This is a genomic window from Cryobacterium sp. MP_M3 (genome assembly GCF_015752155.1).
In the GTDB taxonomy this organism is placed as follows: Bacteria; Actinomycetota; Actinomycetes; order Actinomycetales; family Microbacteriaceae; genus Cryobacterium.
This window is the reverse complement of record NZ_JADOVI010000019.1, coordinates 24,618-51,424: the sequence shown is the minus strand read 5'-3', so window position 1 is coordinate 51,424 and position 26,807 is coordinate 24,618. Positions and strand designations below refer to the sequence as shown.

The window sequence follows — 26,807 nt, the reverse complement described above, 5'->3', positions numbered from 1 at the left end:
GAGCGCGTCAGCGTGCGAATGCGTCGGAGGCCAGGCAAAGGGCCTCTGTGGTGACGGGCCCGCCATGGCCCTCTGATTCGATGATGACGAGATCACTGGCCGTCCAGGATTGATGCAACAGCCAGGGCGTCACTGAGGGGCCACTGACGTCACGTCGCCCATGGATGAGGACGGCGGGAATATCAGCCAGTTCGCCCACCCGCTCGAGGATTGCGTGCCCTCCGCTCGGAAGGAACCCGTCGTGTGCCCAGTAGTGAGTGACCAAGGTCGCGAAGACGAGGCGACGGACTGGGTCTTCATGCAGCGCACCCGGGTGCCAGTTCGGGTCCAGGGAGACGTGGACCGACTCCCAGTGATCCCAGTCCTGAGCCGCCCGACGGCGATCTTCGATGTCGCCCTGGGCCAGCCGTCGGGCGTAGGCCTCGACGACTCGTTCTCCTGGCCGCCGTCCAGAGTGGGCCTCGAAGCGCGCCCACGCCTCCGGGAAAATCCGCCCGACGGTCTCGGTGATCCAGTCCACCTCCGCCCGGCTGGTGGTGGTCACTGCAGCCAGGATCATCTGGGTGACCCGGTCCGGGTGTGTCAGGGCGTAGGCGAGGGCGAGCGTCGTGCCCCACGAAATCCCACAGAGAAGCCACCGATCCAGATTCAGGTGCATTCGCACCGCTTCGATGTCGGCGATGACCGCCTGAGTGGTGTTCGACGAGATCTGGTCGAGGGAGTCGATCACGAGGGGTCGGCTGCGTCCGCATCCGCGCTGGTCAATTCCGACGATCAGATACCTCTCCGGATCGAAATTGCTTCGGTAGCCGCCCGCACCTAACCCGCTCCCAGGGCCACCGTGCAAGAACAGCGCCGGTTTGCCGCGCGGGTTGCCGGAGAGCTCCCAGTAGATCTGGTTTCCGTCCGGCATTGCCAGCAGCCCTGAATCGAAGGGGCGGATCGGTGGGTAGGACACGGCTACGAGCCAATGAGAGATGAAGGGGACACCTGTCAGACGGATTCTGCGCTCAATGGGTCGGGCGATGAAGTGGGTCGCATCCGCGGCTTGAAGCTGGGTGACGGCGAGGAACTCAGCGTCGTACGTTGTATCCCAGTTCTGTTCGCGCGCGAATCTCCAGGCGGTACGGCGTGAGACTCGGTCACCGAGCAGCCGCATCTTCAGCTCGGTGAGGCGCTCGTGATGCACAAGCGCCAAGGCCTCCGTGAGTTCACCCTTCCGCACGGCCTCAAAGAGCAGGGAGAGCGCCTGGGAGCGGATCACATTCGGAGCGACAATCTGGTGCCTTGGGCTGAGTTGGATGCCGTTGGCGACGATGTGCAGGAGCGTGCGGGCGTCGATGACGTAGCGGGCCATGTCGCGACACTACGCGCGTCTCGGTCGAGCAACCAACCCACTTTCGACATGCGCGGAATTCTCCGGGTCCCGGCGCAAGAGCTTACAGAAGCACTCATCGACTGTCTTGTTATGAACGCTCATCACTTGAGCCGCTATCCGTAAGTGTTGACTTATATAAGCGGTGATGCAATGATATCGCCATGCACGCGCTCGATATCCTCGGTGATCCAGTCCGCCGGCGCATCCTCGAATTGCTCGTCGATGGCGAGGAATCGGCCGGTGATCTCGGCCGCGTCATCCAGTCGGAGTTCGGCATCTCACAACCCGCCGTGTCGCAGCATCTGCGTGTGCTCCGGGAATCCGGGTTTGCGACTGTGCGACCAGATGGCGCGCGACGGCTCTACTCGGTCGATCCGACTCCCCTGGCCCAGGGCGACGCGTGGTTCGACGTGTTCCGCCGATTCTGGGAGCCGAAGCTCGACGCCCTCGGCACTGAGCTCGCGCGCGGGCGACTCGCGCAGAAGAAGGCCGCTGCGGCGGCATCCACCCAGGACAGCAGCACCCACGAGAACGACGTAAAGGGAGACGACCAATGGATGTGAACGCCCAGCTCGAGGCTGTCGCGCGCGGTATCGAGACACGCGACGTGGAGGGCGTGCCGTCATTCGTGCAGACCCTCACCCAGACCTATCCGTCCCCGATCGAAGACGTGTGGGATGCCGTGACCTCTGCTGAGCGGATCCCCCGGTGGTTTCTGCCGGTGAGCGGCGACCTGCGACTCGGCGGCCACTACCAGTTCGAGGGCAACGCCGGCGGCGAGATCCGACGCTGCTCTCCGCCGAGCGGGGGCACCGCAGGCTATACGGTCACGTGGGGCAACGGGATGGGTGAGCCGGCGATCGTGCACGTGCGGCTCACTGCGGTGGATACGGCATCCACCCGCTTCGAGCTCGAGAACGTCGCCGCGGTCGACTCCCTACCCGACGGTTTCTGGGAGCGGTTCGGGCCGTCGGCCACCGGCATGGGCTGGGACTCGGGCCTCCTGGGGCTCGCGTCGCACTTCGGCGATGGTTCAGCGGGCATCTCGCCCGAGGAGGGCCAGGCCTGGCTCGCGACCGATGAGGGCAAGCTCTTTCTGCGCGGATCTGCCGACGCATGGGCCAGAGCGCACGTCGCGGATGGTGCGGATCCCGTCGTCGCGAACGCTGCCGCAACAACGACGTACGGCCTGTACACCGGGGAACTTCCGCCGCCCTCGATGGACTAGCGTCACCGCCGGGAAAGCTCGTGGCCTTGGCGGAGCGGCTCGGCTGATGCGATCGCTGCGGAATATCCCAGTGGCCTCTGTCAGTCCTTCATGTCATCGTGAAATATGACCATCGAACGCATCCGCCCCGAGGGGCTTGTCCATAGTCCAGCCTTCAGCCACGTCGCGATCGTGCCGCCAGGGGCAACCACGATCTACGTCGGCGGGCAGAACTCCGTCGCCGCAGACGGCTCACTCGTCGGTGAGGGCGATGTTGCGGCGCAGTCCATTCGCACTCTGCAGAACGTCAAGACGGCGCTGGCCGCAGTTGACGCAACCATCGACGACGTTGTTCAGTGGACAGTGCTGTTCGTCGATGGGGTCGACCTGGCCGCGGCCTATCAAGCCATTGGGTCTCAACTCGCTTCGGATGAGCCGGCTCTCGTGACGGCGGCTCGAGTTGCCGGACTCGGCGTTCCGGGAGCCCTCGTCGAGATCAGCGCAATCGCCGCCGTCTTTCGGTAGCGGCCACGTTTTCTGTGACTGCTCGTGGATCGTTCGGCCGCCGCAGTGCCGAACCGGGCTATGCCAGGGTCGGCTGCAACAGACCTTCGAGGCGCTGGTAGCTCGTCTCCATTCCGTCGGTCATGCCGGTCGCGAGGACCGCGTCGCGCTGCTCGGCGTTCGCATACGTGATCACGAGCGAGAGCAGGGTCCCACCCTCGACAGCAGTGAGGGTCAGCTCGTTGAGCGTTGCCGGGAAGTCCATCCCGATCATCGCCTCGGTCGTGACCGCCCGGTACGGCTCTACCGACTCGAGCAGCTCCCCGGTGAAACCGAATCGCTCCTCGCCGCCATCCCTCTGCCACTCGTAGCGGTACGTGTCGCCGACCGCCATCGCGACCTCACAGACGGGCATCGCCCAGCCATCCGGGCCGAGGAGCCACTGCTTCATGAGCGCCGCATCGGTATGTGCACGCCACACCTGCTCCACGGTGCCGCGGATGACCCGCGCCACGCGCACCTGGGTGTCGCTGAGGACCTGTGCCTCCGCAATGCGCTCGGTGGCGAATGACGCCAGATCGGCCAGCACCGTGTCGATCTGCGCCATCGCCTCACGGGTACCCTCCAGCATGCCCATGGCCAGGAGCTGCTGCATGTGTTCGAGTGAGTCGAAGTACGAGGTCGTCCTTAGTCGGCTGCCACCGTTCGTCTCCTCGAAAGCGAAGTCCATCCGCGTGGTCGGGAGGCCGGGGTCGGGCCGGCCGGCTGCGTCTGCGAACCTGTCGAGCACCTCGAACGCGCGGGGGGCGTCGGCCGACGTCCAATCCCAGCACCCATAGTGTGCGTCTCCCTCGGGGCCGGTCATCACGTACACGCTGCGTCCGCCTGCCACGGCGTCGTGCCGGAGGAACGTTGCCGGATAGGTCGGCGGTCCCCAGAACCGCTCGAGCTGGCGCGGATCGGTGTACGCGTCCCAGAGCCGAAGGAGCGGGGCCGTGAAGTCGGCGACGATCGTGATGGTGAGCTGGTCGAGGTCCTTCTCGACGGATGTGACGGGCATGATTGTTCCTTTCGGTCAGGTGTCAGGTGTCAGGTGGAGCGGGATCGCTTTCAGCCAGAAGGATGTCGAGGCGGTCAATGCGCGATCGCCAGATCTCGTCGAAGCGGTCGAGGAGGATCTGGGCCTGGCGGATGCGATCAAGGTTCCCCCGCACCATCCGCTCGCGGCCGCGTGGTTCTTTGGTCACGAGCCTCGCGCCCTCCAGAACGGCGACGTGCTTCTGGACCGCCGCGAAGGACATCTCGTAGGAGTCCGCCAACTGAGACACCGACACGTCCGTGAACAGTGTGCGGCGCAGGATGTCGCGCCGCGTCGAGTCCGCGAGAGCGCGGAAGATGCGGTTCACATCCTGATCGGAAAGCTCTGATACAACCATTTGATTGTACAATAATCGACGAGGACGGATCCCGCAACAGCCCGGAGGAATCAGTCCGGCGACTGATCAGACCCCCTCAGGGGGTCCCGGTCCGGGCAGCGTTCACCGGTTCGCCGGGAGGTGCGGCTGGCGGTCATCGTAGGCTGAATCCCACACGTGACGGCAGGAGGCTGAAATGGCACAGACGACGGCAACCGGAACGACCTTGACCGAGGTGATGGCCGAATTGGCTGCTCTCTACGACCCCCGGTCCCGCGAGGTGAACGCCCGGCATGGCGATGACCACGGCGTGAACCTCGGCAAGCTTCGCGCGCTCGCCAAACGGCTGAAGACCCAGCCCCGGCTTGCCGGCGAACTCTGGGCGACGGAGGACACGGCAGCGCGACTTCTCTCCCTGCTGGTCTGCCGTCCGGGAGCGTTGGAGCGCGACGAACTGGACGTCATGGTGCGGCAGGCGAGGACGCCCAAGGTGCAGGACTGGCTCGTGAACTACGTCGTGAAGAAGAACCCGCACGCCGAGGAACTGCGCCGGGTCTGGTTCGCCGACCCCGACCCGGTGGTCGCGAGTGCCGGCTGGGCGCTGACCTCCGAACGTGTCGTGAAGGCACCCGCCGACCTTGATCTTCCCGGTCTGCTCGACACCATCGAGGCGGAGATGCGGGATGCCCCGGATCGGCTGCAATGGGCGATGAACCAGTGCCTGGCCCAGATCGGGATCGAGCACGCCGGGTACCGCACTCGTGCCGTCGACATTGGTGAGCGCCTGGAGGTGCTCAAGGACTACCCGACTCCCCCGGGCTGCACCTCACCGTTCGCGCCGATCTGGATCACCGAGATGGTGAGTCGACAGCACGACAGGTAGGCGCCCGGCGGGCGGCCGGATTCCCTGAGGCAGCCTGGCCGGTCAGACCTTCTTCACCAGGCTGGATTTGAGCTGCATCGGGCCGACGCCGTCCACCTTGCAGTCGATGTCGTGGTCGCCTACACCGTCGACCAGACGGATGCCGCGCACCTTGGTGCCGACCTTGATCACGATCGAGCTGCCCTTGACCTTGAGGTCCTTGATCACCGTGACGGTGTCGCCGTCGGCCAGGACGGTGCCGAACGCATCCGTGATCACGGCCTCTCCGGCCGGCTCTGCCTCGTCGCCGGGCTCGGCGGCCCATTCGTGCGCGCAGAGCGGGCAGACCAGGAGGGCACCCATCTCATAGGTGAGTTCACTGGAGCATTCAGGGCACGGGGGCAGGGTCTCGTTCACCTCCCCAGAATAGTCGAGGGGTGCTGGGCCCCGCTCAGGCGGTCAGGTCGCAGACGCCGTCGTCGTGCGCCACGAACATGCCCGTGATGGGGACGACCTTGCCGAATGCTGCGGCGAGTTCTCCGGCCCAGGCCTGATCGGGAGCGGTCAGGGCCGCGGAGCCGGGCCGTTCCAGGGTCAGGATGACGCTGCCTCCGGGGGCGAGTTCGCCGAGCAGGTCGTTCAGCCCGGCCGCCAGCACGGTCGCACTTCCGGGCTCCGGGCGCAGCGGGATGCCGTCCACCGGGATGAGCAGGGGCAGCTGGCGGCCGTGACGGTCGAGCAGCATGAACCAGAGCTGGGGCCGGATCGCGTGCCCGACCAGGTCGCGCACCCGTTCCCGTGCCTCGTCGCTGGTGGTCACGGGGGCGGAGTCTTCGATGCGGAGGGAGAGTGTCATGCCGATCAGGATGCCCCGGCGTGCGCCGGCGGTGATGCTGTGCACAGGGTCGGCCTCGCCGCGGCCCCGGTGGAGGAGAACCGGGCCAACCGGTCAGGTGAGCGGGTCAGGCCGGCGGATCAGGCGAAGGAGTCCATCAGGCGTGACCGGATGAGGAACCGCACGCCACGCGGTGCCTCCACCGAGAAGCCGCTCCCACGACCGGGGACGACATCGACGGTGAGGAAGGTGTGGCTCCAGTACTCGAACTGCTCGGCGGAGATCCAGAATTCGATCAATCGGGATTCGGCCCCGGCCGGGGCGATGTCGAGGCGGCCGAGGAGTACGTCGCGGTCGGAGGTGATGAACTCCCCGGCGGGGAAGCACATCGGCGAGCTGCCGTCGCAGCAGCCGCCGGACTGGTGGAACATCAGGGGCCCGAATTCGTCCCACAGCTCTCTCAGGGTGGAGACGGCCGTGGCGCTGAGTTCGACCCGGGGCAGCTGCTCCCCCGGCACGGTGATGGTGCCGACGACGGTGGCCGTGGATGCGGGTTCGGACATGGTCTGGTTCTCCTCCGTGTGACGAGTGGCTGGGGTTCCGTGGCTGGGGTTCGGCCGGGGAGCGGCCGCCGCCGATTCGGCGGCGACCGCTCCCCCCGCGATCCGCTCCGGTTAGAAGAAGCCGAGCGGCTTCTCGGAGTACGACACGAGCAGGTTCTTGGTCTGCTGGTAGTGCCCGAGCGCGAGCTTGTTGTTCTCCCGGCCGATCCCGGAGCTCTTGTACCCGCCGAACGCGGCGCCGGCCGGGTAGTGGTGGTAGTTGTTGATCCAGACCCGACCGGCGTGGATGTCCCGTCCGGCCCGGTAGGCCACGTTGCCGTTCCGCGACCAGACGCCGGCGCCGAGCCCGTAGAGGTTGTCGTTGGCGATCGAGATGGCGTCCTCGTAGTCGGTGAAGCTCGTCACGGCGAGCACCGGGCCGAAGATCTCCTCCTGGAAGATGCGCATCTTGTTGTTGCCTTCGAAGATGGTCGGCTCCACGTAGTAGCCGCCGCTCAGGTCGCCGCCGAGGTCGACTCGCTCGCCGCCGAGCGCCAGCCGGGCGCCCTCCTGCTTGCCGATGTCGATGTAGGAGAGGATCTTCTCGAGCTGGTCGTTGCTGGCCTGCGCGCCGACCTGGGTGTCGGTGTCGAGCGGGTTGCCCTGGATCGCCTTGCGGGTGCGCTCGACGGCGGTCGCGAGGAAGCTCTCGTAGATCGGCTTCTGCAGCAGGGCCCGGCTCGGTGCGGTGCACACCTCGCCCTGGTTGAAGGCGAAGAGCACGAAGCCCTCCTGCGCCTTGTCGTAGAAGCTGTCCTGCTCCTGGGCGACGTCGCTGAAGAAGATGTTGGCGCTCTTACCGCCGAGCTCGACGGTGGCGGGGATGATGTTGGCGCTGGCGTACTGGAGGATCAGGCGGCCGGTGGTGGTCTCCCCGGTGAACGCGATCTTGCGGATGCGGGGCGACGAGGCGAGCGGCTTGCCGGCCTCCAGGCCGAATCCGTTGACAATGTTGAGGACGCCGGGCGGCAGGATGTCGCCGATCAACTCGATCAGCACCATGATCGACACGGGCGTCTGCTCGGCGGGCTTCATAACGATCGCGTTGCCCGCGGCGAGGGCCGGGGCGAGCTTCCAGACGGCCATCAGGATGGGGAAGTTCCAGGGGATGATCTGGCCGACGACGCCGAGCGGTTCGTGGAACTGGTAGGACACGGTGTCGTTGTCGAGCTCGGCGTGGTCGCCGTCCTGGGATCGGATCGCAGCGGCGAAGTAGCGGAAGTGGTCGCTCGCCAGCGGCAGGTCGGCGTTGAGCGGTTCCCGGATCGGCTTGCCGTTGTCCCAGGTCTCGGCGACGGCGAGCATTTCGAGGTTGGCGTCGATGACGTCGGCGATCCTGTTGAGCACCGCCGCGCGCTCGGTGGCGGTGGTCTTGCCCCAGGCCGGTGCGGCACGGTGCGCGGCGTCGAGGGCCAGTTCGATGTCTTCGGCCGTTCCGCGGGCGACCTCGGCGAACGGCTTGCCGTCGACCGGGGAGATGTCCTCGAAGTACTGGCCCTTGACGGGCTTGACCCACCCGCCGTTGATCCAGTTCTCATACCGGGGCTTGAAGGTGACTAGCGAGCCGGGGGTTCCGGGCTTGGAATAGACGGTCATGTTCTCTCCTCGTCGACGACATTGTCGGTGGGTGCCGCGTGCTGCGGACCTGGCGTCGAGCCTAGGAAAGGGAAGGTTGCTTCACCGTTGCGGCAGGTTGCGGGCATCCGCGGCGGCGCCCGCGGGGTCGAGTTCCGCCTCGATCCGCTTCAGCCTGGCCACGACGGATGCCCGTTTGGGCGAGCGTGCGGGAAGCAGTTCAAGGCACGCGCGCCACACCTCGCTGTCGTAGGTGGCCTCGTCGGTGCGGGCGTACTCGAGCAGCAGCTCGGCCGAGGCGTCGCTGAGCATGGCTTCGCGCAGTCGAGCGCTGACCTCCGCCCGGATCTCGAGGATGCCGGGCGCCGTCGAACTCGGCAGCACGGGCCCCCGGTACGCCCCGAGCGCCACCCGGTGCGCCCCTCGTTCGAGCAGGGCGAGTACGCGGAGGGCGTCGAGGTCGATGGCCGACTCCAGGCGGTACGGCCGTGAGGCGATACCGATCCGCGGGGTCGCCTGTTCGAGCACCCGGCGCAATCGCACCATTTCGGCGCGGAGGTTGTCGACGGAGTTGGACTGGTCGGTCAGCAGCAGCGAGAGCCGGTCGGCGGACAGGCCGTCGCGATTCCACGCGAGCAGGGTGAGGATCTCGGCGTGCCGCGGGCTGATCACGGCGGAGGTCGTGCCGTCTTCGAGTCGTCCGTGATCGCGGCCGAGCACGTCCAGGCGCGCGGGCAGGGTGCGGATCGGCGCCGTCGGCAGCATGGGCGCCGGCGCGAACACGGCGGCGGTGTGGGGCCTGGTCGTCCGGGGTGGGCCCACCGGGCGGCTGAGCCGCTGGATCCGCAGCTCGGCCTCCATAGCGGCCACAGCGGCCTCGACCAGTGGGAGGGTCTGCGGAGCCACCGCCTCCGCGCCGCCGGTGATGTCGATGACGCCGAGGATCGCCCCCGTGTCCGGGTCGTGGATCGGTACCGCGGTGCAGCTCCACGGATGCGCGAGCTGGCTGAAGTGTTCGCCGCGCTGGATCTGGATGCCGTGGTCCAGGGCGAGGGCCGTTCCGGGTGCACTGGTGCCCACCCGGCGCTCCGACCAGTCGGACCCCTCCACGAACAGCATTCCCTCGGCCTTCCGCCGAACGACGCGGTCGCCGTCGATCCAGAGCAGGCGGCCGAGTTCGTCCCCGATGGCCACGATCAGACCGGAGGCGAAGGCATGCCGGATCAGCAGGTTGTGCACCACGGGCAGAACGGCGGCGAGGGGATGCCGGTCGCGCAGCTCCCGGAGCTCCTCGGCGCTGAGCTCGCGCTCCGGCGCCGGCTTCGACGGGTCGAGGCGGAGGGTGAGCGACCGGTCCCAGGATTCCTGCACAAGCCGGCGTACTCCGGAGCGCACGATCCGGTCGGTGAGCGCGGCCTCGTGTGCCTGTTCCAGCTTCATGAACAGTCCGGGGCCGGGGTCGCCGGTCGGGTCTACGGTCCACGGACTCGTCACGCGAACCTCCGATCGGCTGGGTCAGGGGCGACCGAGGTCCATCCGCCGGTCGTTTGTCATTCTAGACACACCAGACCGGATGCCTGCACAGCCTGCACAACCACCGCCGGTCAGGAACCGATCTCCTGGTACGCGGCGAACAGGAGCGACGCGTCGGGTCCTTCCAGCACGGTCGGCTTGCCGATGTCGTCGAGCACGATGAATCGCAGCATTCCGCTGCGGGTCTTCTTGTCCCGCTGCATGGTGGCCAGGAGGGTGTTCCAGCGGCCGACCGGGTAGCTCGTCGGCAGGGTCAGGGACTCGAGGATGCGGCGGTGCCGGTCGACGGCCTCGTCCGAGAGCCGGCCGCTCAGCCGGGCCAGCTCGGCGGCGAACATCATCCCGACCGCGACGGCGGCACCGTGGCGCCATCCGTAGCGCTCCGCGTGCTCGACGGCGTGGCCGAGCGTGTGCCCGTAGTTCAGGATCTCGCGCAGCCCGGCCTCCTTGAAGTCCTCGCCGACGACGCGCGCCTTCATCTCGATCGCGAGCTCGAGCACCCGCCGGAACTGGGGTGTGGTCGGGTCGGTCACCACGGCGACATCCGCTTCGACGATGTCGAGGATCTCGGGAACCTGGATGAAGCCGGCCTTCACGATCTCGGCGAAACCGGCCAGGATCTCGTTGCGCGGGAGGTCGTCGAGCACGTCGAGGTCGCAGATCACGGCGGTCGGCGCGTAGAAGGTGCCGACCAGGTTCTTGCCTTCGGCGGTGTTGATGCCGTTCTTGCCGCCGACGGCGGCGTCGACCATGCCGAGCACGCTGGTCGGGATCTGCACGAGGCGCACCCCGCGCAACCAGGTGGCGGCGACGAAGCCGGCCAGGTCGGTGACGGCGCCGCCGCCGAAGCCGATGACGGCATCCGTGCGGCTGAAGTCGGCCTGACCCATCACCTGCCAGCAGAACGCGGCAACCTCGACCCGTTTCGCGGCCTCGGCGTCGGGCACCTCGGCGATCAGCACCTCGTAGCGGCCCAGCAGGCTCTCGCGGAGGGCCACTGCCCTCGCGCCGAGGGTGGAGGTGTGCACGATCAGCACCTTGGCGACCTTGTCGCCGAGCTGTTCGCTGATGTCGCCGACGAGGCCGCGGCCCACGATGACCGGGTACGGTTCGGTGCCGCCCACCCGGATCACGGTCGTCGCCGCGTCGTGGGGGGCCGGCACGGCGGACGTCGGGTCGGTGGTTGCAGGCACGGTGGATTCAGGCACAGTTGTTCCGGTCACGATCTCTTTCTTACCCATTTCACGACGTCTCTGGCGATGACGTCAAGCGGTCGATGTGAGGTGTCGAAGCGCACGTTCGCCAGCGCTTCGTACAGGGGCCGGCGTTCGGCGTAGATGCGTTTCCAGTCGGCGAGGCCGTCCTTCAGCAGGGGACGTTTCCCGCCGCCGATGCGGGCCCTGACGGCGTTTGCGGAGACGCTCAGGTAGATCACGGTGCACCGGGCGAGGGCAGCCTGGGTGGCAGGGTCGAGCACGGCTCCCCCGCCCAGGGACACCACGGCGTCCTCGGCGATGGCGTCGGCGACGGCCTGGCGTTCGAGCGCACGGAAGTGCTCCTCGCCGTGCGTCTCGAAGATCTCCCGGATCGAACCGTGAGCGGCCACGATCCGGGTGTCAGTGTCGATGAAGGGGAGGTCGAGGGCCTTAGCGACCCGGCGACCCACCTTCGACTTGCCGGAGGCCATCGGACCGATCAGCACCAGGGGCAGCAACGGATGCTCCGTCACGCTCTCCGCCCCGACCCTGACCGGGTCGTCGAGCGCCGACGGCTCACAGGGAGGCGTCGCTCGACGCGCCCGTTTTGAGGTTCGCGGGAATGTGCGCGAGATAGGACTCCAGGTTGCGCCTGGTCTCCTCGAGGGCGTCACCGCCGAACTTCTCGAGCACCGAGTTGGCGAGGACGAGGGCGACCATGGCCTCGGCGACCACTCCGGCGGCCGGCACGGCGCAGACATCCGAGCGCTGGTGGTGCGCCGGGGCCGCCTCGCTGGTGGCGACGTCGACGGTGCGCAGTGCGCGCGGGATCGTGGCGATCGGCTTCATGCCGGCCCGCACCCGCAGCACGGTTCCGGTGCTCATGCCGCCTTCCGTGCCGCCGGCCTTGTCGCTGACGCGCTGGATGGCCCCGTCAGCCTGGACGAGTTCGTCGTGCGCGTCGGAGCCGCGGCGGGTCGTGCTCAGGAAGCCGTCGCCGACCTCGACCCCCTTGATCGCCTGGATCCCCATCAGAGCGGCCGCGAGCTGCGAGTCGAGGCGACGGTCCCAGTGCACGAACGACCCGAGCCCGGGGGGAAGGTTGTAGGCGAGCACCTCGACGACACCACCCAGGGTGTCGCCCTCCTTGTGCGCGAGGTCGACCTCGGCGACCATCAGGGCCGAGGTGGCGGCGTCGAAGCAGCGCAGCGGGTCGGCGTCGAGCAGGTCGACGTCGGCCGCGGTCGGCAGCGGTGAGTCCTCCGGAACACGGACCGGACCGATCGCGAGGGTGTGGCTGACCAGGGTGATGCCGAGTTCGGCGAGGAAGGACCGGGCGATCGCACCGAGGGCGACCCGGGCGGCGGTCTCCCGGGCGCTGGCGCGCTCGAGCACCGGGCGGGCCTCGTCGAAGCCGTACTTCTGCATGCCGGCCAGGTCGGCGTGGCCGGGGCGGGGGCGGGTGAGCGGGGCGCCGCGGCCGCGGGTGGTTGCCGAGGCGTCCACCGGTTCGGGGCTCATCACGTCGACCCATTTGGGCCATTCGGTGTTGCCGATCCGCAGGGCGACCGGCCCGCCGAGGGTGAATCCGTGCCGTACTCCCCCGGAGAGGTTCAGTTCGTCCTGTTCGAACGACATCCGGGCGCCTCGGCCGTAGCCGAGTTTGCGGCGCGCGAGATCGAGGCGGATCGCATCAAGAGAGACCGGGATCCCAGCGGGCAAACCCTCGACAATGGCGATGAGTTCGGGGCCGTGGGACTCTCCGGCGGTGAGCCAACGAAGCATGCGCTTATTCTTCCACAGGCTGTCGGGTCAGCGCGCCGCGCATCGCGGCGAGCACGGCGTCCTCGCCGGCCAACGGTTCGAACGGATCGCCGCTCACGAAGATGCGCACCTGCACGAGGGCCTGGTGCAGCAACAGCCCCAGCCCGGAGATCACCGTGCCGCCCTCCTCGAGCCAGGACGCCGCCAGGGCGCTCGGCCACGGCGAGTAGCTCACGTCGAAGAGCAGTGCCTGCCTGCGCAGCGGGGCCGGGAAGTCGTCTCGCGGGGTGACGCCGCCGGGCAGGGTGCTGATCACGAGGTCGCTGGCGCGACCGGGCTCGGACGTGCCGGCCCAGGAGGCGACGGTCACCACAACCCCGACGCTGCGGCCCAGTTCGACCAGCGGGGCGGCCTTGGCGGGGGTGCGCGCGAGCACCTCGACCGTTTCGGCGCCCAGCTCGGCGGCGGCGACGATCGCGGAGGCCGCGGTCGCTCCGGCGCCGAGCACGGTCACGTGGCTCGCGCGGCTCAGCCCGCCTTCGGCCAGGGCCCTGACCATGCCGGTGACGTCGGTGTTGAAGCCGTGCAGGGTGCGCCGGCCGTCGGCCAGGCCGACGAGCACCGTGTTGGCCGAGCCGGTCACGGTCGCGACGCGGTCGAGGCCGGCCAGGTGGCCGAGCACCTCATGCTTCAACGGCATGGTCAGCGACAGGCCGCGCCAGTCGGCGTCGAGACCGGCGAGGAACTCGCCCAGGCTGCCTGCCGGGACGTCGATGGCGTCGTAGCGCCAGTCGAGGCCCAGCGCCGCGTACGCGGCCCGGTGCAGGGCGGGTGAGAGCGAGTGAGCGATCGGCGAGCCGAGCACGGCGAGCCGGTTGCCCCCGGGAATTCCGGTGAACGAGGTGGACTCAACCATATTCGGGGTGCTCCTTCATCCAGGCCTGCCATTTCACCACGGCGGCCTCGTGCTCGTCCGCGGTGGTGGAGAAGATCGTCTCCCCGGTGTCGAGGTTCCAGGTGACGAAGAACAGCCAGCTGCCGTCCGCCGGGTGCAGGGCCGCGTCGATGGCGAGGTCGCCCGGGTTGGAGATCGGCCCGACGGGAAGCCCGGGGTGCACGTAGGTGTTGTATTTGTTGCCTGCGTCGGCGCGTTCGGTATCCGTCGTCGTCACGAGGTCGGTCTTGCCGGTGCCGTAGGCCACGGTGGCGTCGGACTGGAGGAGCCCGCTCTCCCACTGGGCCGGGTCGAGCCGGTTGAGGAAGACGCGGGAGACCTTGTAGTAGTCGGGGGCGAGGCCAGCTTCCCGCTGGATGAGCGAGGCGAGCACCACGGTGCGCCACCGGTCGGCCGGGGCGACCCCGGCATCGTCCAGGGCCGTGAACTGCCGGTCGACGAGGGTCTTCACGGCGTCGTGCGCCGACACCCCCGGCGGGAAGGTATAGGTGGCGGGGAACAGGAAGCCCTCGAGGGACGTCGCCTCGGCCGGCAGTCCGAAGGAGGCCAGGTCGGCCGCGGCGGCCGTGAGATCGGCGAGCGGCAGGCTGGTGCCCTCGCTGATCAGCTGGAGCACGTCGACGGCCGCGGTGCCCTCCGGCACCACCACGGTCTGCTTGAGCTTGTTGGCCGGGTCGGCAAGGGCGTCGAGCGCCGCCCGGGCGCTCATCTTCGAGGAGAGCTGGTAGGCGCCGGGCTGGAACACCGGGGCGGGAGATTCCTTGAGCAGCAGGTCGTAGAACGCGTCGAAGCTCTTGACCACGTCCTTGTCGGCCAGGGCGTGGGCGATGTCCTGCCCGGTCTCGCCGTCGTGGATCATGAAGACGACCTTCTTCTCGCCGGTGCCGGTGTAGTCGGCCGGCCCCTGCACGCTGGCGACCAGCTGGCCGATCGGCCCTTGCAGGAATGCCGCGGCGCCGGCGACGAGGCCGACCAGGACCAGGAGCACGATCAGGCAGCCCCAGGCGCCCTTCCGGCTGCGTTTCTCCCGGGGCGGGGCGAGCTGGGTGCGCCGGCCGGATCGCGTGCCGCCGATGTGCGAACCGCGGACGGTGCGCCGGGACGGCAACGGTGTCACCGGGGCGGCGACGACGGGCTCGGCACCCAGGGCGTCTTCCCCCGGTGCGCGTCCGCCGAGGAACGCATCCCAGTCGACGGGGTCTGGGCTGCCCGGCGGGTCAACGGGCTCAGGGGGAAGATTCGACAAGGTTACGGCCCTTCGGTCGGAGCTACGGGCGAGCCGGGTGGCATTCCGAGGGCACGTTCGGTGTCCAGGGCGTGCTGCAGAATTATAGTCGCGGCAACCTGGTCGACCACTGGGCGCTGGGTCTTCGCCTTCCGCCCGGCCGCCCGGAGCACGGACTGCGCGGCCACGGTGGAGAGACGCTCGTCGACCAGCCGCACCGGCACGGGCAGGCTGCGCGCGAGCGTCTCGGCGAACCCGACGGCGTCGTTGGTGGACGCCGTCCGGTTGCCGGAGAGAGCCAGCGGCAGGCCGACCACCACCTCGATGGCGTCCAGTTCGGCGACCACGGCCACGATCCGCACCACGTCGGTGGTGCCGGAGTGGTCGCGGCTGACGGTTTCGACCGGCGTCGCGAGCATGCCGTGCGGGTCACTCCTGGCCAGGCCGATCCGGGCCGTGCCGACGTCAACCCCGACCCGCACGCCGTGTCGCACCGGTCAGCCCGCGACGGTGGTGCGAACGGCTGCGAGGGCGGCCGGGATGGCCGCGACGTTCGTGCCGCCACCCTGGGCGAGGTCGTCTTTTCCGCCGCCGCCGCCGCCGAGGATCCCGGCGACCTGCTTGGCGAGGGCTCCCGCACGGTGCCCGGCATCCCTGGCCGCCTGGTTGGTGGCCACGATGACCACCGGCTTGTCGGCGACCACCGCGGCGAGGGCGACGACCGCCGGATCGCTGCCGAGTCGCTCCCGGGTGGCCGTGACGAGCATCCGCAGGTCGTCCGCGGAGCCCAGGGTGCCGAGGTTTTCTGCCACGACCATGGCAGAGCCGGCACGGGCGGCGGTGGCCACTAGCGCGGGCACCTTGTCGGTGAGCGCCCGCGCCTCGAACGCGGCGATCTTCTTCTCGGCGGCCTTGAGGTTCAGGACCAGGTCGTTGATGCGCTCGGGCAGTTGTTCCTTCGGCGTCTTCAGGCTCGACGTGAGCAGGGACACGATGGAACGCTCGGCGGCGAGGTCGCGGAACGCCTCGAGGCCGACCAGGGACTCGACCCGCCGGTTGGTGGAACCGACGGATGCCTCGCTGACCAGGCTGATCATGCCGATCTCGGCGCTCGTGGAGACGTGCGTTCCGGCGCAGAGCTCCCGCGACCAGGGACCGCCGATGTCGACGACGCGCACGCGGTCGCCGTATTTCTCGCTGAAGAGGGCCATGGCGCCGAGCGCCTTGGCCTCGGCCAGCGGCAGCTCCCGGGTGGTGACGGGCAGGTTGTCGCGGATGGCGTTGTTGGAGATCTCCTCGATCTCGCTGCGGGTCGCCGGGGACAGGGCCTGGTTCCAGGAGAAGTCGAGTCGGAAGAAGCCGGCCTTGTTGTACGAACCGGACTGGTGGGCGTTCGGGCCGAGCACCTGGCGGAGGGCGGCGTGCAGCACGTGGGTGCCGGAGTGCGCCTGGCGGGCGCCGCGGCGCCAGTCGGGGTCGACCACGCTGGTGGCCTGGTCGCCGACGCCGACCTCGCCGCTGGTGACCTGCACCTTGTGGCTGATCAGGCCCTTGACGGGCTTCTGCACATCGATGACCTCGAGCTCGTAGCCGGTGCCGACGATGAGTCCGGCGTCGGCTTCCTGGCCGCCGGATTCGGCGTAGAGCGCGGTCTCGGCGAGGATCACCTCGGCGATTTCGCCGGCCACGGCGCTGGTGACGGAGACGCCGTCGACGATGATGCCGAGCACGGTCGATTCGGTCTGCAGCGTCTCGTAGCCGGTGAAGGTGGTTTCACCCTCGGCGCGGAACGCGCTGTAGACGGAGAGGTCTGCGAGGTGCGTCTTCTTGGCCTTCGCATCGGCCTTGGCCATCGCCCGCTGCTTGCTCATCAGGGTGTCGAAGGCGTCGCGGTTCACGCTCAGCCCGGCCTCCTCGGCCATCTCAAGGGTGATCTCGATCGGGAACCCGTAGGTGTCGTGCAGCAGGAACGCGGTCTGGCCGGGCAGGACGCTCTTGTTGGCCTGCTTCGTCTTCGCGACGGCCAGGTCGAGCACGCTGCTGCCGCTGGCCAGGGTGCGGAGGAAGGTCTCCTCCTCGGCGTAGGCGGCCTGGCTGATCCGGGAGAAGTCGGTCTTGACCTCCGGGTAGGCGCTCGCCATCGCGTCGCGGGACGCCGGGAAGAGTTCGGTGAAGGATGCCGTGTCCACGCCGAGCAGGCGCATCGCCCGCACGCTGCGGCGCATCAGCCGGCGCAGGATGTAGCCGCGACCTTCGTTTGACGGCATTACACCGTCGCTCATCAGCATCAGGGAGGAGCGCACGTGGTCGGCGACGATCCGCATCCGCACGTCGTCGTCGTGGGAGGCTCCGTAGCGGCGCCCGGACAGCTCGGCGGCGCGGTCGAGGACCGGGCGGACCTGGTCGATCTCATACATGTTCTCGACGCCCTGCTTGAGGAAGGCGACGCGTTCGAGACCCATGCCGGTGTCAATGTTCTTCTTGGGCAGGTCACCGAGGATGACGAAGTCGTTCTTGCCGGTGCCCTCACCGCGGAGGTACTGCATGAAGACGAGGTTCCAGATTTCGACGTACCGGTCGTCGTCGGTGGCCGGGCCGCCGTCGATGCCGTAGGCCGGGCCGCGGTCGAAGAAGATCTCCGAGCAGGGACCCGCGGGGCCGGGCTGGCCGGTGGACCAGTAGTTCGTGTCCATGCCGAGGCGCTGGATGCGCGCCTCCGGCAGGCCGAGAGCCCTCCAGTAACGGAAGGCCTCATCGTCGTCTTCGTAGACGGTGACCCAGAGGTCCTTCTCCGCGAAGCCGTAGCCGCCGTCCGCCTCCGACGTCGTGAGCAACTCCCAGGCGTAGCCGATCGCCTGTTCCTTGAAGTAGTCGCCGAAGGAGAAGTTCCCGTTCATCTGGAAGAACGTGCCGTGGCGCGGCGTTTTACCGACCTCTTCGATGTCGTTGGTGCGGATGCACTTCTGCACGCTGGTCGCCCGCGGGTACGGGGCAGGCACCAGACCGGTCAGGTACGGCACGAACGGCACCATGCCGGCAACCGTGAAGAGAAGTGTGGGGTCGTCGCTGACGAGCGAGGCGGAGGGGACAACGGTGTGCCCGCGATCCGCGAAGAAGTCGAGCCAGCGCCCGCGAATTTCAGCAGTCTGCATGTGTTCCGTAGTTCGTTGAGACGAGATGGAGAGGGTTGCCGGGTGGGCAGCCTACGGCTTGGCCAGGTTTCCGATGGCGTTGCCGGCGTCGGTGGCGACGTCGGTCGCTCCTGCGGCGGCATCGCCGATCGCATCGCGCAGTTCGGCCTCGCGCTTGCGATAGCCCTCGGAGATGGCTTCGCCGAATTCCCGGGCCTTCGTGTCGAGGTCGCTGAAGAACTGCTTGCCCTGGCGCGTCTTGCTGGCTTCGCGGGATATGACAAGTCCGACGCCGACGCCGACGACGAACCAGATGAAGTTCTTCATGACAATGCTCCCTGTGGTGTGTGGAGACCCTGATTGCGGAGCCCCTGATGCGGGGTGGGACATGCGTTGGACGGCAGTTGCGGGTCGGTCACGCCGTCGAACACGGGCAAGCCGGTGAATCCCAGACTCGACCGGCACCTTTCCAGCGTAGCCGACCTCGCGCTGTCTCCGAATGACCGAAGCCATGATCCCGAGCCGATCGCGTGTGTTCCGAATTCAGGAGTAGAGCCCGCGCTCAAGGCCGGGCCGGGCATCCGTCGCACTGTTCCGGGTTTCACACCTGAATTCGGAGCGGGTCGAGCGGGCCTAGCCCTTGCGGCGGCGGGCGCGGGACGGCCGGGCGGCCAGGAACGCCGCGCGCACACCGGCCGAGAACCCGGCCAGCTTGACCAGCGGGCCGCCGACGGTCGCCGCGACCAGCGCGACCAGCGCGGAGACGTTGCCGGTGACATCCGCCACATTGCCGGTGATGGTGTCCACCCTGGCCAGCTGCTTGTTGGTCTCCTGGATGGTGGTGGTCGTCTCCTCGAGGATCGGCGTGACGTTCTGGCTCAGCTCACGGATGGCCGCGGTCGTCTCGTCGAAGACGCGGCCCAGTTTCACGAGTGGAACCGCGAGCACGCCGACAAGGACCGCGAACACGGCGGCCGCGATCAGACCGGCGATATCCCCACCTGACATTGACAACCATCCATTCCAGATTCGGCATGCGACGAGGCGCCGCACTCGACCGGGCGCGACGGGACAAAAACGAAAGAGCGGACCACCCCGAAGGGTGATCCGCTCTCCAGCGTAGTTCAGATGCACCGCGCGGCGGCGATGCGGCTGAATCGGGACCTAGCGGGCCGCGTAGTACTCCACGACGAGCTGGACTTCACAGGTCACGGGGATTTCGATGCGCTTCGGGCGGCGCACAAGGCGCGCCTGCAGCTTGTCGATCTCGACCTCGAGGTACGGCGGCAGCTTCGGGAGCACGTCGACGTGACCGCCGGCAGCGGCAACCTGGAACGGCTCCATGCCTTCGCTCTTGGCCTTGACGTGGATGAGCTGGCCCGGCTTCACGCGGAAGGAGGGCCGGTCGACGAGCTGGCCGTCGATCAGGATGTGACGGTGCACAACCATCTGGCGAGCCTGCGCGGTGGTGCGGGCGATGGCCGAACGCACAAGGAGGGCGTCGAGACGGGTCTCGAGGATCTCGACCAGGTTCTCACCGGTCAGGCCCTGGGCGCGACGTGCCTCTTCGAAGGCGATCTTGAGCTGTGCCTCGCGGATGCCGTACTGGGCGCGTAAGCGCTGCTTTTCGCGAAGGCGCACCGCGTAGTCGGAGTCCGTCTTGCGCTTGGTGCGGCCGTGCTCGCCCGGAGCGTAAGGACGCTTCTCGAGGTAGCGCGCGGCCTTGGGGGTCAGGGCGATGCCCAGTGCCCGCGAGAGGCGGGTCTTACTGCGGGTACGTGACTTGGTAGACACGGTGTCCTTTCGATGGAACTGCAAACAAAACGGGGAATCCAGGGCGCTGGCGCTCTCGAAAGAGAACGCCGGGCGTCATGGGAGATCAGAGGGGTGGTGCCACGGGATCCTCGGCTATAGAGGAATCCCCTCAACGTGGGTCTGGACGCAGCCGCATGCCAGACCGGTTGTAGGCCTGATCAGGTTACCACAGCGGAACTTCCCCGTGCGCTCCCGCCGGCAGCCTGCCCGCTACCGGCCGCGGATGATCCGGCGCAGCTTCGCGAGCCGAGCGGACACCTCACGCTCGTTGCCGTGTTCGGTGGGTTCGTAGTACGTGACCGACCTGAGTTCGTCGGGCGGGTACTGCTGGGCGAGCACGCCGAGGGCGTCGTCGTGGGGGTACTTGTACCCTTTGCCGTGGCCCAGCCGTTTCGCCCCGCCGTAGTGGGCGTCGCGAAGGGGCTTCGGAACCCGGCCGGTCTTGCCGGCCCGCACGTCGGCGATGGCTTTGTCCAGCGCCAGATAGGCGGCGTTGGATTTCGGGGCGGTGGCCAGGTGCACCACGGCCTGGGCGAGCGGGATCCGACCCTCCGGCATGCCGATCAGCTGCACCGCGTCGGCGGCGGCCACCGCGATGACCAGGGCCTGTGGGTCGGCCATGCCGATGTCCTCCGACGCGAGCACGATGATCCGGCGCGCGATGAACCGGGGGTCCTCCCCTGCCTCGATCATGCGGGCGAGGTAGTGGAGGGAGGCGTCGACATCCGAACCGCGCACGGATTTGATGAAGGCGCTGATGATGTCGTAGTGCTCGTCGCCGTTGCGGTCGTAGCGCAGCAGCGCCCGGTCCACGGCCAGCGAGACGATCTCGGTGGTGATCAGCGCCGGCTCGTCGGAGCCGGGTTCGACCGCGGTGGCCGCGGAGACGGATGCCGCCTCCAGGGCCGTCAGCGCCCGCCGGGCGTCGCCGGAGGCGAGGCGGATGATCATGGCCCTGGCATCCGGGTGCAGGGTGAACCGCCCCGCGAGGCCGCGCGGGTCAGTGACGGCCCGGTCGACGACGATACCGAGGTCGTCGTCGCTCAGGGTTTCGAGCGTGAGCAGCAGCGACCGGGACAGCAGCGGGGAGATCACCGAGAACGACGGGTTCTCGGTGGTCGCGGCGACGAGGATGATCACGCCGTTCTCAACCCCGGGCAGCAGCGCATCCTGCTGGGCCTTGCTGAACCGGTGGATCTCATCGAGGAACAGAACGGTGGACAGTCCGTACAGGTCCCGGCTGGTGCGGGCCTCCTCCATCACCTGGCGCACGTCGCGCACCCCGGCGTTCACCGCCGAGAGTTCGACGAACCGGCGACCGGAACTGTGGGCGATCGCCTGGGCCAGGGTGGTCTTCCCGGTTCCGGGCGGACCCCAGAGGATGACGGAGACCGAGCCCTGCTCCCCCGTCTTGTCGCTGGCGAGGCTGACCAGCGGGGAGCCCGGGGTGAGCAGGTGCCGCTGCCCGGCGACCTCGGCCAGCGAGGTCGGACGCATCCGCACCGCGAGGGGGGTGGCGCCGCTGCGCAGTCCCGGTTGAACTTCGACCATGGGTCCAGCGTAGTTTGTGCCGGTGACGGGGCCGATCAGGCATCGGGCGCAGTCCGCGCGGCTGGACGGGCGCCGAACGATGCTGGCGTAGAGTTCAACGTGGTCCGGGCTCGCGCGCGCGCCCCGATTTTCCCTGTCTGACCTGGCCCCTGTGGCAGCCCCTGGAGGATTCGACGTGGCACCGAACAAGAAGCAAGACCGCGAAACCCGCGAGGCCAGGTCCCGAGTCCGGGCGTACCAGGCCCGTCGCGCCGTGCACGAACACCAGGAGAAGCGACGCGTGCGCGACAACGTGCTGGCCGGCGCCGGGGTCACCGTCGTCATCGTGCTCGCCATCGTCGCGCAGGTCTTCTTCTTCAACGGCGGACCGGGAACCCCCGCGCCGTCCGCGTCGGCCGGGGCCACGCCCAGTGCCACGCCGACCGCCGCCGCGGGAGCGAACACCGGCGATGTGCCCCCCAGCACCCTCGCAGAGGACCGCAACTGGACCGGGACCATGGACCTCAATGGCATCCCCCTCGGGATCGAGCTCGACGGCGCCGCGGCCCCGCAGGCCGTGTCGTCGATGATCAGCCTGGTCAAGTCCGGCTTCTACAAAGGAGTGTCCTGCCACCGCCTCACCACCGGCGGATTCTCCGTTCTGCAGTGCGGCGACCCCAAGGGCGACGGCACGGGCGGCCCCGGCTACAGCTACGGCCCCGTCGAGAACGCCCCCGCCGACAGCGTCTACCCGGCCGGCACCATCGCCATGGCCCGCCAGGGCGGGAACGCCTACAGCATGGGCAGCCAGTTCTTCATCGTCTACGACGACACGACCATCCCGGCGGACGCCGTGGGCGGTTACACCGTACTGGGCCGGGTCACCAGCGGACTCGACCGGGTGAAGGCCGAGATCGTGGCCGCAGGGGTGGAGGGCGGTGCCACGGACGGCAAGCCCGTCGTCCCGACGACCATCACTCAGGTATCAGTTAAGTAGTTTCAGGCGAACAGCGGTCGGCCTTGCAATAGGCTTGACCGGGTATTGGCTCATTCGTGGGCAGACAACGACATTTAAAGGTGAGGCTCTTGACTACGACAGATCAGCAACCATGGGGTCGCGTAGACGAATCCGGCACGGTTTACGTGCGCGAGGCGACCGGCGAACGTGCCGTGGGACAGTACCCGGACGCTACCCCGGAAGAGGCCCTGGCCTACTTCGAGCGCAAGTACGTTGAGCTCAACGGACAAGTCACGCTCCTCGAACAGCGCGCCAAGGGCGGCGCCCCCGCGGCAGACATCGCGAAGTCCGTCGCGCACCTGACCGAGGCCGTGGCCACCGCGAACGCCGTCGGCAACCTCGCTGCCCTCGCGGCTCGCCTCGGTGCCCTGGGCGGCGCCGTGAGCGAGCTCACCGAGCAGCAGGGCGCCGAGGCGAAGGCAGCGGCCGCCGCTGCCGTCGCTGAGCGCGCCGCCATCGTGGCCGAGGCTGAGGCGCTTGCCGCGGAGGACCCGGCCAAGACGCAGTGGAAGCAGACCAGCGCCGCTTTGGAGGCGCTCTTCGCGAAGTGGCAGGCGCACCAGCACGACGCACCCCGCATCCCCAAGGGCGAGGCCAACGACCTGTGGAAGCGGTTCCGTGCCGCGCGCACAACGATCGAGCAGAACCGCAAGGCGTTCTTCGCCGAGTTGGACAGCGCCCACAAGGACGTTCGCAACCGCAAGCAGCAGCTCATCGAGCAGGCCGAGGCGCTTGCCCCGAAGGGCGCCGACGGCATCCCCGCCTACCGCAGCCTGCTCGACGATTGGAAGTCCGCCGGGCGCAGCGGCAAGAAGCAGGACGACGCCATGTGGGCCAAGTTCAAAGCCGCCGGTGACGTGCTCTACTCGGTCAAGAGCGAGATCGACGCCCAGGACAACGAAGAGTTCGCGGGCAACCTGGCCCAGAAGCTCGAGTTGCTCACCGAGGCCGAGTTGCTGCTCACCGAGACCGACCGCACCAAGGCGCGCACGGCCCTCAGCTCGATCCAGCGCCGCTGGGACGCGCTCGGCAAGGTTCCGCGCGACTCGGTCAAGGTTGTCGAAGACCGCATGCGCAAGGTGGAGGCCGCCGTGCGCAAGCTCGACGACGACCACTGGAAGCGCAACAACCCGGAGACGAAGGCCCGTGCCGAGGGTCTCGCCGGACAACTGCATGACGCCATCGCCAAGCTCGAGTCTGAGCTGGACGAGGCGAAGGCCGGGAAGGATGCCGCAGCCATCGCCGCGGCGACCGAGGCCCTGGAGACCCGCAAGGCGTGGTTGAAGGCCATTGGGCAGTAGGGCGGCGCCGGCGCGCCCGGTTCGTCCACAGCAGTGAGAACGGGGATCTGTCCACAGATCCCCGTTTCGCTTGTCCGGCCGCCCACGACGGCTTCACTCTGGGCGGATGACGACCAGGTTGCGTTCCGTTCTCTCCGGCCGTGACCTGCCCGTCGCTGAGCTGTGCAGCGCCCGGCTGGACGGTGAGCTGTTCGGCCTCGGCGATTTCTGGTGCCCGGTCGACGAGCGTGACTCCCCCGCCACGCGGGCGCAGGCCGCGGCGCTCCTCGTGCCGCCGAGGGCGATCGCTGAACGCCTCACCGCGGCCTGGATCCTCGGGTTCGCACCGGAGCCTCGCCGCCATCACTTCTGCGTGGACGTGGGCGCCCGGGTGCATCTGCAACCCTCGGCCAGGCTCATCCTGCGCGAGGTGACCTGCCCGCCGACGGACACGGTAGCGCTCACCGGCCTCCGGGTCACCCGGCCCCTCCGCACCGTGATCGACCTCGCCCGCTGGCCGGACCCCGACGTCGACGTCATCCCGCTGATGGGTGCACTGCTCAACCTCTGCGGGCCGGACGGCGCCGAGCAGGCGCTGGAGCGCTGCGACCGGGCCTACGTCCCGTTTCGGAGCCTCGCTCTGGGTCGCCTCGCAGCGGTCGAGGGCTGTCGTCAGCCGTCGTTGACCCGGTAGACGTCGTACACGGCGTCGATCCGGCGGACCGCGTTGAGCACCCGGTCGAGGTGGGTGGTGTCCCCCATCTCGAAGACGAACCGGCTGATCGCGAGGCGGTCGCTCGAGGTGTGCACGGTGGCCGACAGGATGTTCACGTGGTGTTCGGAGAGCACCCGGGTGACGTCCGAGAGCAGACCCGACCGATCGAGCGCCTCGATCTGGATCTGAACCAGGAACAGGCTCTTCGAGGTCGGAGCCCAGTCCACGTCGATCATCCGCTCGGGTTCCTTGAGCAGGGACTGAACGTTGCGGCAGCTCGCCTGGTGTACCGACACCCCGGCCCCGCGGGTGATGAAGCCGACGACCTTGTCGCCGGGAACGGGGGTGCAGCAGCGCGCGAGCTTGACCAGGATGTCGGGGGCGCCGCGAACGAGGATCCCGGAGTCGCTGTTGCGAAGAGTCTGGGTTCTGCCGTGCGGGGCGAAGGGAAGGTCGGTCGCGTCGCTCTCCTCCACGCTCTGCAGCGTGGCGACGACCTTCTCGAGCACGGACTGGGTGGAAACGTGACCCTCGCCGACGGCGGCGTAGAGCGCCGACACGTCTTCGTACTTCATCACCGCGGCGACCTCGGCGAACGAGTCCTGGTTCATCAGCTTCTGCAGCGGCAGGTTCTGCTTCCGCATCGCGCGGGCGATGGCGTCGCGGCCCTGTTCGATGGCCTCGTCGCGGCGTTCCTTGGTGAACCACTGGCGGATCTTGTTCCGGGCGCGGGGGCTCTTGACGAAGTTGAGCCAGTCCTTGCTCGGACCGGAATCGGGGTTCTTCGAGGTGAACACCTCGACCACGTCGCCCGTGATCAGCGGGCTCTCCAGGGGCACGAGCCGCCCGTTGACCTTGGCGCCCATGGTGCGGTGGCCGACCTCGGTGTGCACGGCGTAGGCGAAGTCCACCGGGGTGGCGCCGGTCGGCAACCCGATCACCCGGCCCTTGGGGGTGAAGACGTAGACCTCCTTGGCGCCGATCTCGTAGCGGAGGGAGTCGAGGAATTCACCGGGGTCGGCCGTTTCGGCCTGCCAGTCAGAGATGTGCGCGAGCCACGCCATGTCGGTGTCGCTCTGCGGGCCGGGGCCGGAACTCTTCCCGGTGGTCTGCTCCTTGTACTTCCAGTGCGAGGCGACGCCGAACTCCGCCCGCTGGTGCATCTCCTGGGTGCGGATCTGGATCTCGACCGCTCGGCCGCTGGGCCCGAGAACCGTCGTGTGCAGAGACTGGTACAGGTTGAACTTCGGGGTGGCGATGTAGTCCTTGAACCGGCCGGGCAGCGGCGTCCACCTCGCGTGGATGGCCCCGAGCACGGCGTAACAGTCGCGCACCGAGTTGACCAGCACGCGGATGCCGACAAGGTCGTAGATCTCGTCGAACTCGCGGCCGCGCACCACCATCTTCTGGTAGATCGAGTAGTACTGCTTCGGCCGGCCGGCCACCTTGCCCCTGATCCGGGCGGCCTTGAGGTCGTCGACGATGGCATCGATGACGTGCTGCACGAATTCTTCGCGCTGGGGGGTGCGCTGCTTGACCAGGCTCTCGATCTCGGCGTAGAGCTTGGGATAGAGCACGGCGAAGGAGAGGTCTTCGAGTTCCCATTTGATCGTCTGGATGCCCAGTCGGTGCGCGAGCGGGGCGTAGATCTCCAGCGTCTCGGTCGCCTTGCGCACGGCGGACTCCGCCGGCACGAAACCCCAGGTGCGCGCGTTGTGCAGCCGGTCGGCGAGTTTGATGATGAGCACGCGGATGTCCTTGGACATCGCCACGATCATCTTGCGCACGGTCTCGGCCTGGGTGCTGTCGCCGTACTTGACCTTGTCGAGCTTGGTGACACCGTCGACGAGCATCGTGATCTCGTCGCCGAAATCGGACCGAAGCTGGTCGAGCGTGTACTCGGTGTCTTCGACGGTGTCGTGGAGGAGCGCCGCCGCGACGGTCTTGGGCCCGATGCCGAGGTCGGCGAGGATCTGGGCGACCGCGACCGGGTGCGTGATGTACGGTTCGCCGCTCCGGCGGAACTGGCCCTCGTGGGCGCCTTCGGCGGCGGCATAGGCGCGCTCGATGATCGACAGGTCCACCTTGGGGTGGTGCATCCGCACGGTCTTCAACAGGGTGTCGACCGCGCCGGCCGGCTGGGCCCGGGAGAATATCCGGGGCACCAGGCGCCGGAGGGAGGCTGGTGGCAACGCCGCCGACGACGCCGAGGCAGGTGGAGTCGTTATCTCGGTCATCGCGTCACCTCACTTCCTCTCCCAATTATC

27 protein-coding genes are annotated in these 26,807 nt (G+C 68.3%); 7 read left to right on the top strand and 20 right to left on the bottom strand.

Features of this window, described 5'->3' with window-relative positions; translation table 11 throughout:
* Positions 1-7: 7 nt before the first annotated feature.
* A complete protein-coding gene (gene pip, locus IWX89_RS16505) occupies positions 8-1,357 on the bottom strand; it encodes a prolyl aminopeptidase (RefSeq protein WP_231383413.1) in 1,350 nt (449 codons plus the stop codon).
* A gap of 182 nt (positions 1,358-1,539) precedes the next feature.
* Here pip and IWX89_RS16500 point away from each other — a divergent pair, with 182 nt between their 5' ends.
* From IWX89_RS16500 to IWX89_RS16490, 3 genes are all read left to right on the top strand, one after another.
* Positions 1,540-1,941 carry a helix-turn-helix transcriptional regulator gene (locus tag IWX89_RS16500; RefSeq protein WP_196904626.1) on the top strand — a complete coding sequence of 134 codons (402 nt, stop codon included), beginning with the start codon at positions 1,540-1,542 and terminating at the stop codon, positions 1,939-1,941.
* Positions 1,932-2,606: an SRPBCC domain-containing protein gene (locus IWX89_RS16495; RefSeq protein WP_196904625.1), complete on the top strand. Its 675-nt coding sequence runs from the start codon at positions 1,932-1,934 to the stop codon at positions 2,604-2,606. The genes IWX89_RS16500 and IWX89_RS16495 overlap by 10 nt, the downstream gene beginning before the upstream one ends.
* 105 nt (positions 2,607-2,711) lie before the next feature.
* Entirely contained in the window at positions 2,712-3,110 is a 399-nt protein-coding gene (locus IWX89_RS16490; protein ID WP_196904624.1) for a RidA family protein, read from the top strand.
* A 58-nt stretch (positions 3,111-3,168) separates the two neighbouring features.
* On the opposite strand, the gene IWX89_RS16485 is transcribed toward IWX89_RS16490, so the two are convergent.
* Positions 3,169-4,149 (bottom strand): SRPBCC family protein, encoded by a 981-nt coding sequence (locus IWX89_RS16485; protein ID WP_196904623.1) that lies wholly within the window; start codon positions 4,147-4,149, stop codon positions 3,169-3,171.
* A gap of 22 nt (positions 4,150-4,171) precedes the next feature.
* Positions 4,172-4,525: a helix-turn-helix transcriptional regulator gene (locus IWX89_RS16480; protein ID WP_196904622.1), complete on the bottom strand. Its 354-nt coding sequence runs from the start codon at positions 4,523-4,525 to the stop codon at positions 4,172-4,174.
* A gap of 175 nt (positions 4,526-4,700) precedes the next feature.
* Here IWX89_RS16480 and IWX89_RS16475 point away from each other — a divergent pair, with 175 nt between their 5' ends.
* Entirely contained in the window at positions 4,701-5,387 is a 687-nt protein-coding gene (locus IWX89_RS16475) for a DNA alkylation repair protein (protein ID WP_196904621.1), read from the top strand.
* A 42-nt stretch (positions 5,388-5,429) separates the two neighbouring features.
* Here the strand turns inward: IWX89_RS16475 and IWX89_RS16470 are convergent, their stop codons facing one another.
* From IWX89_RS16470 to IWX89_RS16395, 16 genes are all read right to left on the bottom strand, one after another.
* Complete coding sequence (locus IWX89_RS16470) at positions 5,430-5,783, bottom strand: zinc ribbon domain-containing protein YjdM (protein WP_196904620.1); 354 nt, start codon at positions 5,781-5,783, stop codon at positions 5,430-5,432.
* 34 nt (positions 5,784-5,817) lie between these two features.
* Positions 5,818-6,267 (bottom strand): hypothetical protein, encoded by a 450-nt coding sequence (locus tag IWX89_RS16465; protein WP_196904619.1) that lies wholly within the window; start codon positions 6,265-6,267, stop codon positions 5,818-5,820.
* Between the two features lie 74 nt (positions 6,268-6,341).
* Positions 6,342-6,764, bottom strand: a complete 423-nt coding sequence (locus IWX89_RS16460; protein WP_196904618.1) for a DUF779 domain-containing protein — start codon at positions 6,762-6,764, stop codon at positions 6,342-6,344.
* 111 nt (positions 6,765-6,875) lie between these two features.
* Positions 6,876-8,399 carry an aldehyde dehydrogenase family protein gene (locus tag IWX89_RS16455; RefSeq protein ID WP_196904617.1) on the bottom strand — a complete coding sequence of 508 codons (1,524 nt, stop codon included), beginning with the start codon at positions 8,397-8,399 and terminating at the stop codon, positions 6,876-6,878.
* Between the two features lie 81 nt (positions 8,400-8,480).
* Positions 8,481-9,872: a transcriptional regulator gene (locus tag IWX89_RS16450; protein WP_307836600.1), complete on the bottom strand. Its 1,392-nt coding sequence runs from the start codon at positions 9,870-9,872 to the stop codon at positions 8,481-8,483.
* Positions 9,873-9,982: 110 nt separating this feature from the next.
* Positions 9,983-11,134 (bottom strand): 3-dehydroquinate synthase, encoded by a 1,152-nt coding sequence (gene aroB, locus IWX89_RS16445; protein WP_374220533.1) that lies wholly within the window; start codon positions 11,132-11,134, stop codon positions 9,983-9,985.
* Entirely contained in the window at positions 11,131-11,622 is a 492-nt protein-coding gene (locus IWX89_RS16440) for a shikimate kinase (RefSeq protein WP_374220534.1), read from the bottom strand. Before IWX89_RS16440 ends, aroB begins: the two co-directional genes overlap by 4 nt.
* 61 nt (positions 11,623-11,683) lie before the next feature.
* On the bottom strand, positions 11,684-12,892 hold the full coding sequence (aroC, locus tag IWX89_RS16435; RefSeq protein ID WP_196904615.1) for a chorismate synthase: 1,209 nt from the start codon (positions 12,890-12,892) through the stop codon (positions 11,684-11,686).
* Positions 12,893-12,896: 4 nt separating this feature from the next.
* Positions 12,897-13,787 carry a shikimate dehydrogenase gene (locus tag IWX89_RS16430; protein WP_196904614.1) on the bottom strand — a complete coding sequence of 297 codons (891 nt, stop codon included), beginning with the start codon at positions 13,785-13,787 and terminating at the stop codon, positions 12,897-12,899.
* Positions 13,780-15,072, bottom strand: a complete 1,293-nt coding sequence (gene mltG / locus IWX89_RS16425) for an endolytic transglycosylase MltG (protein ID WP_196904613.1) — start codon at positions 15,070-15,072, stop codon at positions 13,780-13,782. Before mltG ends, IWX89_RS16430 begins: the two co-directional genes overlap by 8 nt.
* A gap of 2 nt (positions 15,073-15,074) precedes the next feature.
* A complete protein-coding gene (ruvX, locus tag IWX89_RS16420) occupies positions 15,075-15,545 on the bottom strand; it encodes a Holliday junction resolvase RuvX (RefSeq protein WP_196904612.1) in 471 nt (156 codons plus the stop codon).
* A gap of 3 nt (positions 15,546-15,548) precedes the next feature.
* Positions 15,549-18,203, bottom strand: coding sequence for an alanine--tRNA ligase (alaS, locus tag IWX89_RS16415; protein WP_196904611.1), 2,655 nt, complete (start codon positions 18,201-18,203; stop codon positions 15,549-15,551).
* Between the two features lie 51 nt (positions 18,204-18,254).
* Entirely contained in the window at positions 18,255-18,509 is a 255-nt protein-coding gene (locus IWX89_RS16410; RefSeq protein ID WP_196904610.1) for a hypothetical protein, read from the bottom strand.
* Positions 18,510-18,815: 306 nt separating this feature from the next.
* Positions 18,816-19,190, bottom strand: coding sequence for a DUF948 domain-containing protein (locus tag IWX89_RS16405; RefSeq protein ID WP_196904609.1), 375 nt, complete (start codon positions 19,188-19,190; stop codon positions 18,816-18,818).
* Between the two features lie 156 nt (positions 19,191-19,346).
* Entirely contained in the window at positions 19,347-19,976 is a 630-nt protein-coding gene (rpsD, locus tag IWX89_RS16400; protein ID WP_134524780.1) for a 30S ribosomal protein S4, read from the bottom strand.
* Between the two features lie 231 nt (positions 19,977-20,207).
* A complete protein-coding gene (locus tag IWX89_RS16395) occupies positions 20,208-21,548 on the bottom strand; it encodes a replication-associated recombination protein A (RefSeq protein ID WP_196904608.1) in 1,341 nt (446 codons plus the stop codon).
* A gap of 175 nt (positions 21,549-21,723) precedes the next feature.
* On the opposite strand from IWX89_RS16395, the gene IWX89_RS16390 reads away from it, so the two are divergent.
* The 3 genes from IWX89_RS16390 to IWX89_RS16380 all read left to right on the top strand — a co-directional run bounded on the left by IWX89_RS16390 (position 21,724) and on the right by IWX89_RS16380 (position 24,519).
* Complete coding sequence (locus tag IWX89_RS16390; protein ID WP_196904607.1) at positions 21,724-22,524, top strand: peptidylprolyl isomerase; 801 nt, start codon at positions 21,724-21,726, stop codon at positions 22,522-22,524.
* A gap of 89 nt (positions 22,525-22,613) precedes the next feature.
* Entirely contained in the window at positions 22,614-23,846 is a 1,233-nt protein-coding gene (locus IWX89_RS16385) for a DUF349 domain-containing protein (protein ID WP_196904606.1), read from the top strand.
* A 106-nt stretch (positions 23,847-23,952) separates the two neighbouring features.
* A complete protein-coding gene (locus IWX89_RS16380; protein WP_196904605.1) occupies positions 23,953-24,519 on the top strand; it encodes a hypothetical protein in 567 nt (188 codons plus the stop codon).
* On the opposite strand, the gene IWX89_RS16375 is transcribed toward IWX89_RS16380, so the two are convergent.
* Positions 24,498-26,777, bottom strand: a complete 2,280-nt coding sequence (locus IWX89_RS16375) for a bifunctional (p)ppGpp synthetase/guanosine-3',5'-bis(diphosphate) 3'-pyrophosphohydrolase (RefSeq protein WP_196904604.1) — start codon at positions 26,775-26,777, stop codon at positions 24,498-24,500. The genes IWX89_RS16380 and IWX89_RS16375 overlap by 22 nt on opposite strands.
* Positions 26,778-26,807: the final 30 nt, after the last annotated feature.